This window comes from Pseudomonas putida (assembly GCF_028682395.1).
GTDB lineage: Bacteria > Pseudomonadota > Gammaproteobacteria > Pseudomonadales > Pseudomonadaceae > Aquipseudomonas > Aquipseudomonas putida_AB.
This window is the reverse complement of record NZ_JANHLC010000007.1, coordinates 225,149-238,875: the sequence shown is the minus strand read 5'-3', so window position 1 is coordinate 238,875 and position 13,727 is coordinate 225,149. Positions and strand designations below refer to the sequence as shown.

General features: G+C 62.2%; 16 protein-coding genes. 6 read left to right on the top strand and 10 right to left on the bottom strand.

Annotated elements, in window-relative coordinates; genetic code table 11:
- Positions 1–45: 45 nt before the first annotated feature.
- Positions 46–717 (bottom strand): ArsR/SmtB family transcription factor, encoded by a 672-nt coding sequence (locus NPS46_RS17920; protein WP_274109445.1) that lies wholly within the window; start codon positions 715–717, stop codon positions 46–48.
- A 100-nt stretch (positions 718–817) separates the two neighbouring features.
- Here NPS46_RS17920 and NPS46_RS17915 point away from each other — a divergent pair, with 100 nt between their 5' ends.
- Together NPS46_RS17915 and NPS46_RS17910 are read left to right on the top strand one after the other, a co-directional pair.
- Positions 818–1,315: a DUF2938 domain-containing protein gene (locus tag NPS46_RS17915; protein ID WP_274109443.1), complete on the top strand. Its 498-nt coding sequence runs from the start codon at positions 818–820 to the stop codon at positions 1,313–1,315.
- A 124-nt stretch (positions 1,316–1,439) separates the two neighbouring features.
- Positions 1,440–1,880 carry a CBS domain-containing protein gene (locus NPS46_RS17910; RefSeq protein ID WP_274109441.1) on the top strand — a complete coding sequence of 147 codons (441 nt, stop codon included), beginning with the start codon at positions 1,440–1,442 and terminating at the stop codon, positions 1,878–1,880.
- Between the two features lie 9 nt (positions 1,881–1,889).
- Here NPS46_RS17910 and NPS46_RS17905 read toward each other — a convergent pair whose 3' ends face one another.
- Together NPS46_RS17905 and NPS46_RS17900 are read right to left on the bottom strand one after the other, a co-directional pair.
- Positions 1,890–4,253 (bottom strand): DNA polymerase II, encoded by a 2,364-nt coding sequence (locus NPS46_RS17905; RefSeq protein ID WP_274109439.1) that lies wholly within the window; start codon positions 4,251–4,253, stop codon positions 1,890–1,892.
- Between the two features lie 74 nt (positions 4,254–4,327).
- Complete coding sequence (locus NPS46_RS17900) at positions 4,328–5,077, bottom strand: hypothetical protein (protein WP_274109437.1); 750 nt, start codon at positions 5,075–5,077, stop codon at positions 4,328–4,330.
- A 204-nt stretch (positions 5,078–5,281) separates the two neighbouring features.
- Here NPS46_RS17900 and NPS46_RS17895 point away from each other — a divergent pair, with 204 nt between their 5' ends.
- Positions 5,282–5,671 carry a VOC family protein gene (locus tag NPS46_RS17895; RefSeq protein WP_274109436.1) on the top strand — a complete coding sequence of 130 codons (390 nt, stop codon included), beginning with the start codon at positions 5,282–5,284 and terminating at the stop codon, positions 5,669–5,671.
- Positions 5,672–5,702: 31 nt separating this feature from the next.
- Here NPS46_RS17895 and NPS46_RS17890 read toward each other — a convergent pair whose 3' ends face one another.
- On the bottom strand, positions 5,703–5,909 hold the full coding sequence (locus NPS46_RS17890; protein ID WP_274109435.1) for a hypothetical protein: 207 nt from the start codon (positions 5,907–5,909) through the stop codon (positions 5,703–5,705).
- A complete protein-coding gene (locus NPS46_RS17885; protein WP_274109433.1) occupies positions 5,906–6,373 on the bottom strand; it encodes a hypothetical protein in 468 nt (155 codons plus the stop codon). The genes NPS46_RS17890 and NPS46_RS17885 overlap by 4 nt, the downstream gene beginning before the upstream one ends.
- 576 nt (positions 6,374–6,949) lie before the next feature.
- Here NPS46_RS17885 and NPS46_RS17880 point away from each other — a divergent pair.
- Positions 6,950–7,180: a hypothetical protein gene (locus tag NPS46_RS17880; protein ID WP_274109431.1), complete on the top strand. Its 231-nt coding sequence runs from the start codon at positions 6,950–6,952 to the stop codon at positions 7,178–7,180.
- Between the two features lie 150 nt (positions 7,181–7,330).
- Here the strand turns inward: NPS46_RS17880 and NPS46_RS17875 are convergent, their stop codons facing one another.
- From NPS46_RS17875 to NPS46_RS17865, 3 genes are all read right to left on the bottom strand, one after another.
- Complete coding sequence (locus NPS46_RS17875; protein WP_425312757.1) at positions 7,331–8,569, bottom strand: methyl-accepting chemotaxis protein; 1,239 nt, start codon at positions 8,567–8,569, stop codon at positions 7,331–7,333.
- Between the two features lie 625 nt (positions 8,570–9,194).
- Positions 9,195–10,169: a porphobilinogen synthase gene (gene hemB / locus NPS46_RS17870; protein WP_274109427.1), complete on the bottom strand. Its 975-nt coding sequence runs from the start codon at positions 10,167–10,169 to the stop codon at positions 9,195–9,197.
- Between the two features lie 353 nt (positions 10,170–10,522).
- Complete coding sequence (locus tag NPS46_RS17865) at positions 10,523–11,416, bottom strand: DMT family transporter (RefSeq protein WP_274109426.1); 894 nt, start codon at positions 11,414–11,416, stop codon at positions 10,523–10,525.
- A 132-nt stretch (positions 11,417–11,548) separates the two neighbouring features.
- On the opposite strand from NPS46_RS17865, the gene NPS46_RS17860 reads away from it, so the two are divergent.
- Positions 11,549–11,986: an Lrp/AsnC family transcriptional regulator gene (locus NPS46_RS17860; RefSeq protein WP_274109424.1), complete on the top strand. Its 438-nt coding sequence runs from the start codon at positions 11,549–11,551 to the stop codon at positions 11,984–11,986.
- An 18-nt stretch (positions 11,987–12,004) separates the two neighbouring features.
- Here the strand turns inward: NPS46_RS17860 and NPS46_RS17855 are convergent, their stop codons facing one another.
- Complete coding sequence (locus tag NPS46_RS17855) at positions 12,005–12,499, bottom strand: DUF1543 domain-containing protein (RefSeq protein ID WP_274109422.1); 495 nt, start codon at positions 12,497–12,499, stop codon at positions 12,005–12,007.
- Between the two features lie 133 nt (positions 12,500–12,632).
- Between NPS46_RS17855 and NPS46_RS17850 the strand changes: the two genes are divergently transcribed.
- Positions 12,633–13,244, top strand: coding sequence for a glutathione S-transferase (locus NPS46_RS17850; RefSeq protein WP_274109420.1), 612 nt, complete (start codon positions 12,633–12,635; stop codon positions 13,242–13,244).
- 69 nt (positions 13,245–13,313) lie between these two features.
- Here NPS46_RS17850 and NPS46_RS17845 read toward each other — a convergent pair whose 3' ends face one another.
- A complete protein-coding gene (locus NPS46_RS17845) occupies positions 13,314–13,718 on the bottom strand; it encodes a TraR/DksA family transcriptional regulator (protein WP_274109418.1) in 405 nt (134 codons plus the stop codon).
- Positions 13,719–13,727 lie beyond the last annotated feature (9 nt).

Sequence of the window (13,727 nt, the reverse complement as noted above, 5' to 3'; positions counted from 1 at the left end):
ACAAACGTAGTGGCCTTTAGACATACCCGTAGCGAACAAAACCGTTCAACGCGACGCCCGGCCCTCGATATCCAGGCCAGCCGCCTGCCACTCCTCGAATCCGCTGACCAGCCTGCGCACCTTGAAGCCATGGCCCTGTAGGGCGGTGGCGGCCTCGTGGGACAGCACGCAGTAAGCGCCCCGGCAATAGGCAACGATCTCCTGCTCGACCGGCAACTCGCCCAGCCGGCGCTCCAGTTCGGCTAGCGGGATATTGATCGCCCCCGGTAAATGCCCCTGGGCGAACTCCGCCGGCGAGCGCACATCGAGCAAGGTCACGGCGTCATCGTGCAGACGTTCGAGCAAGGCGGCCCGGGTGATGGCTTCCAGGTCCGCTGGCGGCACCCGGCTGTCCTCGATCAAGGTGTACATGGCGTGGCGATTGAACAACGCATAGTCGCGCAGCGCCCCCAACACGCCGAGCACGGGCCCGGCGCCCAGCCGGTAGAGCACACGTTTGCCATCACGGCGGGTCTGGACAAATCCGGCCCGACGCAGATGCTGCAGATGTTGCGAGGCGTTGGCCACCGACAACCCGGCCCGTTCGGCCAACTGCTCTACCGAGGTTTCAGCCCGGGCAATATGTTCCAGCAGGTGCAGGCGATGGGCATGGCCCAGGGTACGGGCCAGATCGGCGAGTTCGTCATAAGGCGGGTGTGCAGGCGTGATATCGGTCATGCCAGGCAAGCTAACACCGATCTATCATTCAATCAATCTATTGAATGTTGTTAAAATAGCCACTATGGTTTGCCTATCTCATCGAACCGGAATCCCGCCCATGACCGCCCTCTTTCAACTCACGCTGTACGGCATCCTGCTGGGATTTGGCGCCACGGCCCTGAGCGACCTCTGGGCGCTATTCCAGCAACGGGTGCTGGGCATGCAGGTGCCCAACTGGGCCTTGGTGGGCCGCTGGTTCGCCTACCTGCCTCGCGGGCAATGGCTCCACCCGAGCATCGCGAAGACGCCGCCGGTGCCGGGCGAAGGGCTGATCGGCTGGACTGCCCATTATCTGATCGGCATGGGCTACGGTGTACTGCTGCTGGCCTTCACCGGCCTTGCCTGGCTCGACCAGCCAACGCTGCTGCCGGCGCTGGCGGTGGGCATCGCCACCTTGCTGGCGCCGTTCCTGATCCTGCAACCCGGCATGGGCGCCGGCCTGGCGGCCCGCAAGACACCGAGCCCGACCAAGGCCCGCTTGCGCAGCCTGCTCAATCACTGCGTCTTCGGTCTCTGCCTGTATCTGGCGGCACGGGTCTGGCACTTGCTGGGCTGATTGAAGTCAGCACCCTGACGTTTTTCCAGTGGTGCAGTGGCGCTTTCGGCATGTTCCCCACAGACTCTGGCTATGATGCTGTAACCGGCCGCACACGGCCCCACGACCCGCACTGGAGAGACTTATGAAAACCGTCGCGCAGTTGCTCAAGCTCAAGGCTCAGCAACACCAGCAAGTCCATACCATTTCGCCCGACAGCATGGTGCTCGATGCCCTGCGCCTGATGGCCGAGAAAAATATCGGCGCCCTGCCGGTGGTCGAGAACGGTCGGGTGGTCGGCGTCGTCAGTGAACGCGACTACGCGCGCAAGATGGTGCTCAAGGGCCGCTCTTCGGTGGGCACGCCGGTCAGCGCGATCATGAGCGCGCCGGTGATCACGGTGAGCTCCCAGCAAAGCGTCGAGGCCTGCATGGGCATCATGACCGACAGCCACCTGCGCCACCTGCCCGTGGTCGAGGACGGCCAGTTACTGGGCCTGCTGTCGATTGGTGACCTGGTCAAGGAAGCCATTGCCGAGCAGGCCGACCTGATCCGCCAGTTGGAGCAGTACATTCGCGGCGAGTAACGTGCCGGCTCAGAACAACCCGAGCTGACCGCCGACCAGGGTGGCGAAGTCATCCTGCACAAACGGCAGAATTGCGTCGGCCACCGGTTGCAGCTGGCGGCTCAGGTAATGCTCGTAGTCGATGGGTGCCGTGCGCACCTCCAGCGGTTCGGGGCCGGCCAGGGTGATCACGTAGCTGATCCAGCCACCATTGTGATACTGGCGCGGGCGCCCCTGGCGGTCGTTGTACTCATCGGCCAGGCGGGCCGCACGCACATGGGGCGGGACATTGCGTTCATAGTCGCCCAACTGGCGGCGCAGGCGCTTGCGGTACACTAGACGCTCGTCGAACTCGCCCGCTAGGGTCCGTTGCACATAATCACGTACATAGTCTTGATACGGCTGGCGCTGGAAGATCCGCTCATAGAGCTCCTGCTGGAACTGGCGGGCCAGTGGCGACCAGTCGGTACGCACCGTCTCCAGGCCCTTGTAGACCATTTCCTCGCGGCCATCGGAGTGCACGACCAGGCCGGCATAACGCTTCTTGCTGCCCTCCTCCGCACCACGAATGGTCGGCATCAGAAAACGCCGAAAATGCGTCTCGAACTGCAGCTCCAGCGCACTCTCCAGCCCGTACTCATCGCGCAGATGGGCCTGCCACCACTGATTGACCTGCATCACCAGCGCCTGACCGATAAGCGCCGCCTCCTCCTGGCCATGGGGCCGTCCCAGCCAGACGAAGGTCGAATCGGTATCGCCGTAGATCACCTTATAGCCCGCCGCCTCGATCAACTCGCGCGTACGGCGCATGATCTCGTGCCCGCGCAGGGTGATGGACGAGGCCAGGCGCGTATCGAAAAACCGGCAGCCACTGGAACCGAGCACGCCATAGAAGGCATTCATGATGATTTTCAGTGCCTGGGACAACGGCGCGTTGTGTTCGCGCTTGGCCGTCTCACGCCCTTGCCAGACACTCTCGACAATGGCTGGCAGGCAATGGCGTGTACGCGAAAAGCGCGCACCGCGAAACCCCGGCACCGACAACGCGTCGCTAGGCTGGGACAACCCTTCCACCAACCCCACCGGGTCAATCAGAAAGCTGCGGATAATCGAGGGGTAGAGACTCTTGTAGTCCAGCACCAGGACTGACTCGTACAGCCCCGGCCGCGATTCCATGACAAAACCGCCTGGGCTGGCCTGGGGTGCCAGCTCGCCGAGGTTGGGCGCGACAAAGCCCTGGCGATGCATCAGCGGCATATACAAATGGGTGAAGGCCGCCACCGAGCCCCCACTCCGATCGGCCGGCAGGCCGGTAACCGTCGCGCGCTCCAGCAGAAAGGTCAGCAAATCGGTCTTGGCGAAAATCCGCGTCACCAGTTCGCAATCCCTGAGGTTGTAGGTGGCCAGCGCCGGTTTGTCCTGCGCGAACATCCGGTCGATAGCATCCATGCGGTCGTAGGGATTGTCGATGGCCTTGCCTTCGCCCAGCAGACTTTGCGCCACCGACTCGAGACTGAACGAGGGGAAACTCCAGGTCGCCGAACGCAGCGCCTCGATCCCGTCGATCAACAGGCGCCCGGCGGCACTGGCGAAATAATGCTGCTTGCGTGCGCCATGCTCGCGCCATTCCATCTCGGCGCCGCCACGTCCCAGGCGCAGGGGAATCCCCAGGCGGCGCGCGTGTTCATGCAGGACACGCAAGTCAAACTGCACCAGGTTCCAGCCAATGATCGCATCGGGATCATGGCAGGCCAGCCATTGGTTCAGCCGCTCCAGCAATTGCCCCCGGCTCTCGCAGTATTCCAGCTGGAAATCCAGCGTCGGAGCAGTGCCGGGCGCACGCCCGAGCATATACACCTGGCGTTCGCCGCAGCCTTGCAGGGCAATCGAATACAACTCGCCCTGGGCATTGGTTTCGATGTCCAGCGAGGCCAGGCGTAGTGTCGGGCGATAAGCAGGGGCCGGTTTCATCTGCGCGTCAAGCAGCAGGCCCGAGGCATCGGCGGTGCCGGTGAAGCTCACGGGCGCGGTGATAAAGCGCTCCATCATAAAGCGCTCGGGGGGGCGGATATCGGCTTCATAGACATCGACCCCGGCCCGGCGCAAGGTCTTGTCGAGGTGGATCAGTTGCTGGTGTTGGGGGCAATACAGGCCCACGACCGGGCGCTGGTGGAAGTCACGCAGTGCCAGCGGCCGCCACTCGACCCCAGGCTCGCCGTGCAGCAGCGCCTGGGCGCGCTCGCGCTGCTCGGCCGGCACAAACGCCACCGAGCTCTGGTAAGGCAAGCGCAGGTGCCGCGGGCCCTGGTCAGTGGCCAGCCAGAATTCGACCTGGGTGCCGGCCGGGGTGTCGCGCCAATGCCGGGTCAGGACAAAACCCTGCTGTAAATCCACCACTGCGACCTCAAGAACCTGTTCGGGTGGCGATTCTACCCCTCAGCCGTCTTCAATGCTGGCCTTTAGCCGGATCATTGCACCGGCAGGAAATTCATCAACAACAGGCTCTGGGCGTAATTGAGCCCGACACGTCGGTAGCGTTCATCGAGCATCTGGGTGAGCAGGTCCAGGCGCGCGACGATCTTGCCGAACTCCACGGCGAAGCTCAGGTTGCTGCCGGCCTCGGAGATTTCATTGGAAAACAGCAACAGCACGCCATTGGCATCCTGGCGCTGGCTGAGCATCCAGGTGGCCTTTTCGATATTACGCGCGGCGTTGCTGACAAATCGCGGGTCGATAGTGTCGGTCATGTAAAACGCCTGCCGTCCGCCATGGGCGGTAATCAGCATGCTGCCAATCGCGTAGATAAACGCCCCGACCCGGTCGCCCTGGAATTGCGGGCTCAGGGCGTAACTCAACGCCTCCAGGTCACGGCGCTCACCCAGGGCCGGCAGCGCACGGCGCTGCTCGATGGCATTGCGCACTTCCCGAGCGGCCGTGGTCGCGTCCGGGTAGCCGGATTGGCGCCACTGCGCGGGGTTGCGCAGATAGAGCTTGTTCATCAACAGGTAGAGGCCCTGGAGGTTGTCCTTCATGGCCAAGGTGGCCATGCGGTCCACGCTGGTCTGGAAAAACTCGTCAGGCTTGCCCTGGCTGAACTGGGCCGCGATATCACGCCCCTGCTGCTGGCTGCAACCAGTGGCACAGAGCAGGGCCAGGCATCCTGGGAGCAGCTTTTTTCGAAAGGAATGCGCAAACGCTAAGGGTAAAGCCTGATCCATTGGCGACCGCCTTCAACACAACGGGCCCGCGGAGTGTCGTGGAACCCTGGCCATGCATAGAGCGGCAAAGCGCAAAAAAGTGCCCGGCACAGGCACGATCAAGCCACGGCGAGACGCATCGGCAAACGCTGTGGCTGGTCTTGACGCAGTGAATCGGCGAGGATAACGCCGTTATTTCTCCCCCACCTGCCAAGGATTGCTTGCATGAAATTCGGCTACACCATCGTCTACGTACCCGATGTAGCGTCGTCACTGGACTTTTTTGAACAGGCCTTCGGCTTCGCCCGACGCTTCCTGCATGAGTCCGGCACGTATGGCGAACTGCAAAGTGGTGAAACCACGCTGTCCTTTGCGGCCCACGAGTTGGGTGAGATGAATTTCAGCGGCGGCCATATCGCCGCGCATACGTCGCCGCGTCCATTGGGGATGGAGATCGGCCTGGTCACCGACGACGTCATCGCAGCCCATGCCCGCGCCCTGGCCGCCGGGGCACTGGAGCTGACAGCACCGACCACCAAGCCTTGGGGCCAGACGGTCTCCTATGTGCGCAGCCCGGACGGCACGCTGATCGAGTTGTGCACGCCGATGGGCTGATGGCAGGGCCAAAGGCTTTGCCGGCAAGACGCTAGAGCGGCGCATGGTCCTGCAATTGCGCCAGCTCGCGCCTGACCATGGCGGCGTACTCGGCCGGGCGCAGGCTATAGAGCTCCCCAGCGACCCAGTTCAGCCAGGCTCCCTGGCGCTCGGTCCGGGCGGCGAACAGGCGCGCGGCCTCGGCCTGCGCCTGCTCTCGATGCTCGGCGTGAAAGGCCTGACGGGTAACCCCCGTCACTCACTGGCCTTGAAGGTCAGCTCGCCCTTGCGCCACTTCGCCGCCTTCTTGCTGACGTCCTTCAGGGTCTTGCTCAGCGCGCCTTGCAATTGCTCATGGGCGGCGAAGACCATGACCACCGTCTGGCCTTCCTTGAGCAAGATGCCACTGCCTTCGGCCGACTCGACAAAGGCATAGTCGCCCAGGCCATAAACGGTCAGCTTGATTTCGCGAAACTTCAATTCCAGCTTGCCGCCTTCACGGCTGGGCAGGACCGCGGCGCGGAAATGATCGCCGACCTTGAGCTCCAGGCGCTGCTTGTCATCGACCACCAGGGCTTCCTGGGTATCTATTTCGGCAATGTAGATGCCTTCGGCCGTTTGCTCGGTGATATAGACGAAACGCCCTTGAAACTGCTTGACCAACTTGGCGCGTAAATCGCCAAGTACGAACAGTGCATGCATATCCAGATTACTGACTGCCAACGAAAAACCCTCGAATTACACTACTGACTCCACGCGAGCACACCCGCCTGCAGAAAACACCCACGGATTTACCGCCATGCAACCGGCCGAACGCATCGCGTTCGCGGTTGGCGGAGGATCACGCCACAAATAGTAGAAGAGAACGAACGTGCAACCGCTTCATCAATGCCTAGAAAGCTGAGAGAAACGGCAACAATCACGACCCCGCGCCATTTGCCAGGCAACAGCTGGGGTCTGTAAAAAAAACCTAACGACACGGTCACGTGAATAAATCCCGGCCTGCTGGAGAGCCGTCGACCCGGTCAGGGGAGATTCTAGAGCAGTCATCGCCTCTGGAGCTATTCAAATGAAGGGGGAAAACCCTTAAAAAATCAACAAAACCTCGGATTGACCGGGCTTTTCAGCAAAAAAACCGGTTCTGCACGGCCTACCGAGCATAATGCGTGGTCAATCCATCGACCTGACACCATTTGACTAGCTCGGCAGTTGCCAACTACTGCCATACTGGCGCCACAACAGGGAGGCCGCCCAAGGGCAAGGCCTCCAGCCCAGCCTTACCTTCAGGGAATGCAAGACGTGACGGAATTTGATATCGGCGAATTTTTCATCCACGGAGAAGCCAGGGAGATCGATGGCGAATTCCAGGCGGTGATTGTGATGCGCAGTAAAACGGCCAGAAACGCCATTACCTATCACCAGGTCGAAAAGGACCGCTGGTTCAAGACCTCCGACACCGCGGCTCGCGCCGCCCGGGACGCTGCACTGGCCCTGAAGGCCGCCGTCGATGGCGGCGCGCTGAACGCCTAAAGCACTCACCCCGGCTGATCGGGCCGCAATAGCCCAAGCGACAACGCGTGATGTAACAGGATAGAACGCCATGAAGCGGGGAAACACCCCGCTTGCCAAGGCGCTGTCTTACACCTGCTGCAACAATCGGCGCGAACCGATCGCCCAATGCTAGCGCCGCGACCCCTTCGGCGCCTCTTCGGGTCTATAACCCAGGCGCAAGCCACCCCAATGCCGCCCCTGCACCATGATCGGTACGGACAGGTCGTGCATCAACTCCCCGGTATCACGGGTGTAGGTCTGCAGCAGCACTGCCTGTTCGTGACTGCCGCAACGAATGCCGGTGCGGTCATCGAACTTGCGCTTGGTGCGGTTGTTCACGGTATCGACCTGGGCATCGCCAGTCAGCGGTTGGGAAAACACTTTGTTGTGCGTCGGTACATAGCCTTGCGGGGTGCAGGCAATGGCAAAGACCAGGCCTTCATGGCGGCTGAGCAAAGGTTCCTGGATCGCCGGCAGCACCTGGTCGGTGTAACGGTCAAAACGGGTCTGAAACTTGGCCGGCGAGGTATTGGGGATCGCCTGGTAATGCCGGTCGAACAAGTCATCGAGGCCGATACGGCTTTGTTCGATATCACGCTCGAACTGCGCGGCGATCTGGCTCGCCCCTTCACGGGCCAGGTCATAGACACGCTGGTGATAGTCGTCCAGACCCACTTCGGCCAAGCGTTCGCTGATGGTTTCGGCCTGCCCCTCCATCTGCACGGCCGCCTCGGCCAGACGCCGGGTCTGCTGGTCACTGACCGCCAGATCGCTGCGCATCTGCTCCACCGCCCCGAACAGGCTGCCCAATTGCACGCGGTTGGTCTCCGCGCCCTGGGCGATTTCACTGACCTGCTGCTCGACGCCCGCAGCCAGGCGCGCGATATTTTCCAGGTGCTGGCCTGTGTGCTCGACCTGCTGCACGCCGATCCCCAGATCGCTCGACAACTGGCGGATCTGCTCCACCACCTGAGCCGTGCGCTGCTGGATATCGGCAACCATGACCCCCACCTCATCAGTCGCCTGGGCCGTCCGCCCGGCTAGCCCACGAACCTCGTCGGCCACCACGGCAAAACCGCGGCCGTGCTCGCCGGCGCGAGCCGCTTCAATGGCCGCATTCAGGGCCAGCAGGTTGGTCTGGCTGGCAATCGACTGGATCACCAGGGTCACACGCTGGATTTCCTCGCTGCGCTGGCTGAGGGCCTCGATCAGCTCCCGGCTGTCGTTGGCCCGCTGGCTGAGCTGGTGCATGCGGTTGATCGACTCGGCGAGCACCGTGCGGCCTTCGGCACTGCTGCGATGGGCTTCGCTGGCGGCACCCAGGGCCTGGCGGCTGAGTTGGGAGGTGGCTTGCTCGGTCTCGATCATCACCTCGGCGCTGCTGACAATCTGCGCGGCGGCATCGAGTTGCGATTGCAACTTGCCGGCCAACTGCTTGACGGAAAACGCCACACCAGCGGCCGACAAGGCGTTATGGCTGGTGGTATAGGAAAGATCACGCGTCAGATCGCCCATGGCGATCGCTGCTGGCGCCTGGGTCGGCTCAACCTTGGGGCGACGACGCAGCCTCGGCAGCCAGACCAGCAGCAACGCCAGCACCAGGCCCACGGTCAGGGGCACAACTTCCTGGGCCATCCCCCAGAACAGCGTCAACAAGGCAGCACTCTGCAACAGGGGCGTCAACCAGTGCGACAGCGCGCGAGGCGGCGGGACGATCAGGGTAGATGGCGGCATAGCGCCGTAAATAGATCCGTCTCTCGCCATGTTGGTCACCCTCTGCGGCTTATCATTATTTGGTTCACATTAAACGCCACTACTGGGCCATTCACTATGGTCCCTTAGTTGTAGTGGTCGACAGTGTCCATGAAATAAGCAGGGGTATTCTTGTCGTCGATCAGCTCTGCAGGCATGGCAGGGCTCTGGAGGTGTGCAGGGAGCGGGTCGCAGCGAAAAGATCGCAAACCGACTCGCTCCGGCAGGAGCGAGCGCCGGCTTAGATGCCGTCGCGGGCCAGGTCCATGGCGAAGTAGCTGAAGATCAGGTCCGCGCCGGCGCGCTTGATCGAACCCAGGCTCTCACGCACCACCCGTGCCTCATCAATGGCGCCGGCCTGGGCGGCGAACTTGATCATCGCGTATTCGCCACTGACCTGGTACGCCGCCAGCGGCAGGCGCGAGGCTTCGCGGATATCACGAATGATGTCCAGATAGGCGCCGGCCGGCTTGACCATCAGCACATCAGCGCCTTCGGCGGCGTCGAGCAGGGACTCGCGCACCGCTTCGCGGCGATTCATCGGGTTCATCTGGTAGCTCTTGCGGTCGCCCTTGAGGGCACTGCCGCCAGCTTCGCGAAACGGCCCGTAGAGCGCCGAGGCAAACTTGGTCGAATAGGCCATGATCGAGGTGTCGGCAAAACCGGCTTCGTCCAACGCCCGGCGAATCGCCTGGACCTGCCCATCCATGGCCGCCGACGGCGAGATAAAATCGGCACCGGCACGCGCGGCCACCACCGCCTGGCGCCCCAGGTTGGCCAGGGTCGCATCATTGTCGACCGCGTCGCCGTGCATCACGCCGCAATGGCCGTGGGCGGTGTACTCGCAGAAACAGGTATCGGACATCACCACCATTTCCGGCACCGCGTCCTTGCAGATCCGTGCCATGCGCGCCACCAGGCCCTGGTCGTTCCAGGTGTCGCTGCCGGTGTCATCCAGATGGTGGGAAACGCCGAACGTCATCACCGCCTTGATGCCCGCCCGGGCATAACGTTCGATCTCGCCGGCCAGCTTCGACTCGGGAATACGCATCACGCCGGGCATGCTGGTGATCGGCACAAAATCGCTGATCTCTTCCTCGACAAAGATTGGCAGCACCAGGTCATTGAGGCTGAACTCGGTTTCCTGGAACAGGCTGCGAAGCGTGTCATTGCGCCGCTGACGGCGCAGACGCGTGATCGGGAAGTGCTCGGACATGATTTTTCCTACAGGGGCAGCATCAGAGGCTGCCGAGCTTAGGGCACGCTCTGGAGCCCGGACAATTCCAGATTCGCAAAAGGTCTTTTACCGATCAGGTAACAATCACCGTCCGGGGCGTACTGAAAAGCAAAGCGCAGACGGCAAAAAACCCGCCTAAGCGGGTTTTTTTCAGACCATTTCAACATCCTGTCGATAGCCATCCTGGCAATGGTCGATCGTCCCTGATCCTCAAGGCATCCTGCGCTTGAGTGATGGGTTTAGATTACGAGCCTGTATCAAAATGAAACAGAGGTGTTCGCCGGCAGACGCTGTAAGCATTTCGCCATTACTGCGGAGCGCCCCTTGCCACGCTAACGGGGTGCCAGGCGGCGTAACCCCAAGTTCCAACCCTGCTGCATGCCCGCGGCAGCCAGCAATATGGCGAGCACGCCCAGCCACTGGGCCAGCCCGAGGCGATGGCCAAAGGCCAGCCAATCGACGAAGATCGCCGCAATAGGATAGATAAAGGACAAGGCGCCTGTCAGGGCACTCGGCAATTTCTGGATGGCGCCATAGAGCAGCACATACATGACCCCGGTGTGCACCACCCCCAGCGTCAGCAGGCTGGACCAGGCGGACGCCTGATCGGGCAGTGCCGTGAAACTCACCCAGGGCGCCAGCAACAAGGCCCCCGTCGTGACCTGGATCAGCGCAATCAGGTGCGGCGGCGTCCCGGCCAGGCCTTTGATAATCAGCGCGGCGATGGCATAGAGCAAGGCCGCCCCCAGTGCCAGGCCGATACCCAGTAGGTAGTCGCTGCCCGCCCCGCCTTCCCCGCCATGGGCGCTGACAATCGCCAGCATGCCGAGAAACGATAAGCCCAACCAACCGAGCTTCTGGGCGGTGAGCTTTTCTCCGAGCAACAAGGCCGCCAGAAAGACCAGCATAAACGGCTGGACGTTATAGACCGCCGTGGCGATGGCAATCGAGGCTTTCGAATAGGAGGCGAACAGCAACAGCCAGTTGCCGACAATCGCCAGCCCGCTGAGCACCGCCAGGGCAAAGCGCCGCAGGGTCAGGCTGCCGCGCCGCAGGAAACCCAGGGCCGCGCAGATCGCCAGCAACGTCAGCGCGCCGAACGCACAGCGCCAGAACACCACTTCCAGCACCGCTTGCCCGGACACCAGTACAAACCAGCCAATGGTCCCGGAAATCAGCATGGCGGCGATCATTTCCAGGGAACCACGGCGCAGTGAATCGTTCATCTTCCAGCCCTCCTCAAGCGAGGCTAGAGTATGCCGAACCGCAACCCCGGCTCTCCAGTCGATAGCCAAGGCAAAAAACCATCCTGGCCTTTTTTATCAAGGCTAATCGTCAAATACACTTAAGAGACCAGCATGACCGACGACATTGACCGCGTACTGATCGGCGCCCTGATGCAGGACTCCCGCCGCTCGCTCAAGGCCCTGGCCCAGTTGAGCGGCCTGTCCTCGCCCAGCGTTGCCGAGCGCCTGCGCCGCCTGGAAGAACGCGGCGTGCTCAAGGGCTATACGGTGGAGGTCGATCCCAAGGCGTTTGGCTATCAACTGCAGGCGATTGTCCGGGTGCGTCCGCTGCCGGGACGCTTGCAGGAGGTGGAGCGCGAGATCCAGACCATTCCCGAATTCACCGAGTGCGACAAGGTCACCGGGGAAGACTGTTTTATCGCGCGCCTGCATGTGCGCTCGATGGAGCAACTGGACAGCCTGCTCGACCGCCTCAACCTCTATGCCGAGACCAATACCGCCATCGTCAAGAAAACCCCGGTAAAACGCCGGCTCCCGCCCATGGCCTAGGCCCCGCCACCTCCCGGATCAAGACAGCACTCGATAATCGCTGCCCAGAACGATCCCGTCATGGGGCCCTTCCACCAGGTGGATGTAACGCCCATCGACCCGATCGATCGGCAGGCAGTCGTCGACATCCACTACCCCGTCGGTGTGGGCCTGGGTCCAGGCCCGGGGCAGCCGCGCCTTGCCTTTGGCCTTCGCCTCACGCTTGTCCCGGGCAACCACCAGGCAATAGTGATGAGCTTCGCCAAAGGCGCTCGCCTCATACCCGCCCAGATTGATGAAATACAGTCGCGGCGCACCCGCTGCCGGCGCCAGGGCGCTCAACTCGACCTTCCAGCCGTCGACGCCGTCGACCGCCATCCACGAGTCGACATGTACGCCCTGCGGGCTGCCGAACCAGCCTTCGCGCAATTGGCCATAGGTGTCGGCCAGGGTCTCGCCGACGACGAACAGCACATCATGCACTTCAATTTTTGCCCGGGGATGCTTTCCCCCCAGCATGACCACAAACAACATAGGCACTCCTTGAAAGAAAACCGCCCAGGCCTGCGACCCACTTGCAAGGCATCATCGGTACGGGTAAAGCTGAGACACGTTACCGCGACACCCCGCCCACCTGCGAGCCCACTCGCCTTGAAGGAACCGCGCCATGCAACTGATCGGAATGCTCGACTCGCCCTACGTTCGCCGCGTCGCCATCAGCCTCAAATGTCTGGATATTCCCTTTGAACACCAGGCCATTTCGGTCTTTGGCGGCTTCGAGCGCTTCCAGGCGATCAACCCGGTGGTCAAGGCCCCGACCCTGGTCTGCGACAACGGCGAGGTGCTGATGGATTCCGGCCTGATCCTCGAATACCTCGCGGCCCTGGCCGGCCCCAAGCGTTCGCTGATGCCCGCGAGCCTGGCCGATAAAGTGCAGGCACTCAAGCTGATCGGCCTCGCCCTCGCCGCCAGCGAAAAATCCGTACAGATCGTTTACGAGCAAAAACTACGTCCCGCCGATAAACAGCACGGCCCATGGCTGGAGCGCGTCAGGGGACAATTGGAAGCGGCCTACGGTGCACTGGAACAGGAACTGGCCCGCCGCCCGCTGGCCACCGACGGCACGCTCGACCAGGCAGGCATCACCGTTGCGGTGGCCTGGGACTTCAGCAAACTGGTATTGGGGGAGCAACTGGCAGTTTCCCGCTATCCGCAGCTTGAAACCTACAGCCGCTACGCCGAAAGCCTGCCGGTGTTTATCGACACGCCCACGAACTGAGGAGAACGCCTGCCCCTGACGGGCAGGCTGGCCATAGGTTCATCGGCGCCCGACAAACCTAGGTATCGATCAAGCCTGACGCTGGTGCTTGTCGATCTGCTCGTGGCGCTCTTGGGCCTCGATGCAGTATTTGGTGGTCGGGCTGATCAGCAGGCGCTTGAGGCCGATGGCCTCGCCGCTGTCATCGCACCAACCGAAGGAGTCGTCGCCAATACGGCCCAGGGCCTGCTCCAGTTGCGGCAGCATGCGCTGGTCGCGATCGATGGCATTGACCAGCCAGGTCCGCTCTTCTTCCACGGAAGCGGCGTCGGCCGGGTCGGCCGGCGTGTCCAGGCTCTCGATGGCGATGCGATTCTGCTCGATCCGCTCATGAGTCTGGACTTTCATGGACTGCAACAGCTCGGTAAAAAAAGCCAGTTGCTCGGCGTTCATGTAATCGTCCGCCGGCATGGCCAGCAACTTTTCCTTGGTCATTAATTTCTC